Annotated in this window: 7 protein-coding genes and 1 pseudogene; 5 read left to right on the top strand and 3 right to left on the bottom strand. The window is 66.9% G+C overall.

Annotation, left to right across the window (positions count from 1 at the left end; all coding sequences use genetic code 11):
- Window positions 1–180: pseudogene (locus tag ROTAS13_RS20730) on the top strand (hypothetical protein); the annotation flags it as partial.
- Between the two features lie 9 nt (window positions 181–189).
- Window positions 190–906: an IS6 family transposase gene (locus tag ROTAS13_RS20735; protein WP_019463317.1), complete on the top strand. Its 717-nt coding sequence runs from the start codon at window positions 190–192 to the stop codon at window positions 904–906.
- A 22-nt stretch (window positions 907–928) separates the two neighbouring features.
- Here the strand turns inward: ROTAS13_RS20735 and ROTAS13_RS20740 are convergent, their stop codons facing one another.
- The gene (locus ROTAS13_RS20740; RefSeq protein WP_075823276.1) at window positions 929–1,198 is read right to left on the bottom strand and encodes a hypothetical protein; all 270 of its coding nucleotides are present in this window, start codon (window positions 1,196–1,198) and stop codon (window positions 929–931) included.
- 184 nt (window positions 1,199–1,382) lie between these two features.
- On the opposite strand from ROTAS13_RS20740, the gene ROTAS13_RS28655 reads away from it, so the two are divergent.
- The 3 genes from ROTAS13_RS28655 (at window position 1,383) to ROTAS13_RS20750 (ending at window position 2,254) form a co-directional block, all read left to right on the top strand.
- Window positions 1,383–1,538 carry a DUF3363 domain-containing protein gene (locus tag ROTAS13_RS28655; protein ID WP_371329211.1) on the top strand — a complete coding sequence of 52 codons (156 nt, stop codon included), beginning with the start codon at window positions 1,383–1,385 and terminating at the stop codon, window positions 1,536–1,538.
- Between the two features lie 86 nt (window positions 1,539–1,624).
- Window positions 1,625–1,876: a DUF1778 domain-containing protein gene (locus ROTAS13_RS20745; protein ID WP_253187726.1), complete on the top strand. Its 252-nt coding sequence runs from the start codon at window positions 1,625–1,627 to the stop codon at window positions 1,874–1,876.
- A gap of 63 nt (window positions 1,877–1,939) precedes the next feature.
- Window positions 1,940–2,254 carry an HU family DNA-binding protein gene (locus ROTAS13_RS20750; RefSeq protein WP_075823278.1) on the top strand — a complete coding sequence of 105 codons (315 nt, stop codon included), beginning with the start codon at window positions 1,940–1,942 and terminating at the stop codon, window positions 2,252–2,254.
- Window positions 2,255–2,406: 152 nt separating this feature from the next.
- Here ROTAS13_RS20750 and ROTAS13_RS20755 read toward each other — a convergent pair whose 3' ends face one another.
- Window positions 2,407–3,099 (bottom strand): H-NS family nucleoid-associated regulatory protein, encoded by a 693-nt coding sequence (locus tag ROTAS13_RS20755; protein ID WP_083755648.1) that lies wholly within the window; start codon window positions 3,097–3,099, stop codon window positions 2,407–2,409.
- Between the two features lie 115 nt (window positions 3,100–3,214).
- Window positions 3,215–3,802 (bottom strand): hypothetical protein (locus ROTAS13_RS20760; RefSeq protein WP_216348706.1); only part of this gene is annotated, 588 nt, incomplete at its 5' end.

The raw sequence follows: 3,802 nt of genomic DNA on the forward strand, positions 1-3,802 counted from the left end.
GCGCTCTACGATCCGGCACCGCCTCGGCTGCCCGGCACCAATGGTCGACCCCGGACCAAAGGGGCGCGGCGGCCCACCCTGGCGGAGGTGCTGGTCAGCACCGATACGCGCTGGCAGCGCGTGGTGGGCATCGTCAAGTTGGCCGGCTGCAAGCTTGCCCGAGCTGCCTACCACCGGTAGTGGGGTAGGATGACCGCCTCCGCCGCCTGCCCCAGCTTCGTCGGGTATCGCTTTCCGGGCGAGATCATCAGCCAGGCGGTGTGGCTTTACTTCCGCTTCCCACTCAGCTTGCGGATGGTGGAAGAGATGCTGGCCTTCCGCGGCATCGTGGTTAGCCACGAAACACTGCGGCAATGGGGCCGCAAGTTCGGTCAGGCTTTCGCCAATCAGATCCGCTGCCGGCTGCCCCGCACCGGTGACAAGTGGCACCTGGATGAGGTCGTCCTCAAGATCAACGGTGTGACGCACTGGCTCTGGCGCGCCGTCGATCAGGCCGGGATGGTACTCGACGTGCTGGTGCAGAGCCGACGAGATAAGCAAGCTGCCAAGCGGCTACTCAGGAAGCTGCTGAAGCGACAGATGCGGCCACCACGGGTCATGATCACCGACAAGCTGGCAAGCTACGGCGCCGCGAAGAAGGAGGTGATGCCTTCCGTCGAGCACCGCCAGCACAAGGGGCTGAACAACCGTGCTGAGAACTCGCATCAGCCGACACGACGACGAGAACGAGGGATGAAGCGGTTCAAGTCTGCCGGCCAAGCGCAGCGCTTCCTTTCCGCCCACGACGGGATCAACAACCTCTTTCATCTTCGCCGGGACCACGTCACCGCCTGCGACTATCGTGCCGCAAGGGCGCGCGCGTTCGAGGTGTGGTCCGAGGTCAGCGGGGTCGCCGCACGGGCTTGATCGCCCTGGAGTCCGTTGTCGATCAATCAGCCTCGTCGCCTCGAGGCCGGCAAGTTGACGGTGCCCCACCGACCATCAGCGTCATGCCGATGCCCGCATCGCCCAGCTTGGCCAGGGCGTCACGGAAGGCGGGCCAGGCCACGCCGTCACGCACGTGCCCGACGCCCAGATACTGGATTTCCTGAAGGATCTGGTCGACATCGCCGTAGGGGGTGTCGAGGTAGCCCATGTGCGTGTTCACGCCGATAGAGTCGACGAAATCGGACACGCGGGTCGAGGCAGGCACGGCCATTGTCTGCTCCTTTTCCTGGCCACCTTGGATTGTGCTATAACAGAAATGAACAACCATAAGTTGTGTAACAAGATAGAGATTAGCGCGCTAACGTTTCTCTGGTGGACCAGATAGCCGCTCAGGGTGAGCCTGGGGGTTCCGTTGCAAAGTTTGAGACTGACGGCGGACAAGCTCGAAGACGGCGCTGCGCCACGATCGAGGCGGGCACGGCTTCCAACCCGCGCCCTGGCGGCCCGTGCTTGAGAAGCGTCTCGATCACCACATCAGTGGCATTCGGCGCGATGATGGCGGCATCGAATGGGAGTTCACCCGCAAGCGGCAGTTCGGGCTGAAGCTATGAAGCCCTTTGCCTTGTACGGAATTTTGCCATACATGAATGGATCAGAGGAAGCCCCTCTGCCTAAGCCCCCAGCTGAAACTGCCCGGTTGGAAGCGCGTATCCCGGTCCAGGTCTATGACCAGATGCAACGCGCCGCCCGTCTGCGCGGCCTGACCCTGACCGGCTATCTGATCGCCACCGCCGGCGAGGACGCAAGGCGCGTCGTCGAGGACGCCGAGATCATGCGCCTCGCGCGCGAGGATCAAATCCGTTTTGCTGAGACGCTGATCAATCTGCCCAAGCCGAACGAGCGACTGCCTCTGAACCGCCCCGGGTTCCCTGGAGGCTCCAACTCTTGATGCGCCTCAAACGCCCTGTTTCCGGCTTGGCCTACAGTTGTCTTCTGGCTATGCCTTGTGCCCATGTCAAAGAAGTTCATCGCTGACGTGATTCAGCAATCCTCCGATCTGACCGGCCTGGCCTCGGTACGGCTGGCGGGCGCGGTGATCGAGGCCATCAAGGCCAAGATCATCGAGACCGGCCGCTTCTCGCTGCCCGAGTTCGGCTCCTTCGCGGTGCGCGAGACCCCGAAGCGGACCAAGATGAACCCGCGCACCGGGGAGAAGGTCCAGGTCAAGGCCGGTGCGACGGTGAGGTTCAAGCCGTCGCCGAACCTGAAGGAGGCAGCCTTCGCCGGCGTGAAGAAGGCTCGCCGCAAGGCTGCCAGGGCGGGCTGACGCCAGGGGCGCCGCGATCACCGGCGCCACCCGTCAGGCCCTTCCCTTCCCCTCCCGGGCACCCAGCCGCTGTGCCGCGGTGGTGACGACAATCGGCGCGTCCCGGTTCTTCGCTGGGTGCCGCAACCAGGCGAGGCCATTGGCCCCCTCGGCTATCCGACCAGGAAGGCGTCGCGGTTCCCTCCCGCAGCTTCGTGGGTGGTGATCCATGCCGGCGGGCGGCCGCGGCCGCTCCATTCCTGACCGTTCGGCCCGCGGTACCTGACCGGCAGCGGAGCGCCAGCACGCTTGATCCGGCCTGCCGGCCCGAGACCGGGCACGACAGCACGGTGGCGCATCAGCCCCGCCGCCGACGATCCCAGCGCGGCGGCTCTGCTCTCGAACTCGGCGACCAGATCGGCTGTCGCCTGTTCCAGGCTGGCACGAGCATCCACCCCCACACCATCTGTCACGAGTTCAGGGGCCTGCGGCGCGGCGGGTCGACTGCGGTCCATGGCGCTCCCAGCCGTGGGTGCGTTCCCGGCATCCATCACCAGATCCCGCGCCTGCGCATGCTGCTCCAGCATCGCCGCCAGCGTTGCGTGGGTCTCCAGGAACCCGTCCGCGCGCCGCACCACCACACTGCCGCCGCATGCAGCGAACACGCGCCGCTGCTGCGTCAGGCGCTGCATCTGCTCGGGCGTAGCCGCAAGCACCTGGTAGCCACAGGCCTGCAGCGTCACCTTGTGCTCAGGTGTCAGGTGCAATGACGTGGCTTCCACGTTGGATGGTGATTGAAGGCCATTGTGTTCACTTCGTCGATGGTTCTTGCGGAGTGCACGGGTGGACCGCTCCTGAAAGCCCATGGCGGCTGGTTATCGGGTGCGCGCTCCGCCCCGTCCGAAGTGGGACGTCCGGCGGGCGATGTCACCCCTCTTTCGGGCGCACAGCAACGCCTCGGCCACCTGCCGGCATTCATCGCTATGGCACCGCCTGGACCCGGATGCCCCCGAATGCGCTGTCCTGCTGCAGGTTCACCACGCGTTGCCGGGCGAGTTCCAACCCGGCCAGGAAGGTGTTCGCCACGGCGGATCGCTGCCGCAGCGGCGAGGCCGGGGCGGGCGTCCGCCCGGCTCCGACGCCGAGCAGGTCCATCCCGCCTGGCTGCTCCTCCAGCGCCTGGCGCAGCCATGCCAAGGCGTCCGGTAGGCTCCAGACATCCGGCGCCACGGGACGGTAGACCCGCGCGATGTCCCCAGGCGCCGAGCCCTGGCCCTGCCCCTCCAGCATGAGCAGCGTCGCCTCCAGGAAGGCCACCACCATCGCCGCCCGCGGCGGCAGATCCCTCTCCGCCTGCCCTGCCCCGCTGGCCCGGGCCAGGACATCGATGCCCAGTTGCGGCTGCGCCGCCAGCCACGCCGCCGCCGCCCGGATCGCCGCCTGCGCCTCCCAGCGCCGCAGCTGCCGCGCCGCTTCCTCGCCGGCCTCCGTGGCCGTCTCCGGCACCGGCGGCAGCAGCGCCTGCGCCTTCAGCCGTACCAGCTCGCTGGCCATCACCAGCCACTCCGC

Origin of the sequence: Roseomonas sp. TAS13, from assembly GCF_001950415.1 — a bacterium.
Classification (GTDB): domain Bacteria; phylum Pseudomonadota; class Alphaproteobacteria; order Acetobacterales; family Acetobacteraceae; genus Roseomonas; species Roseomonas mucosa.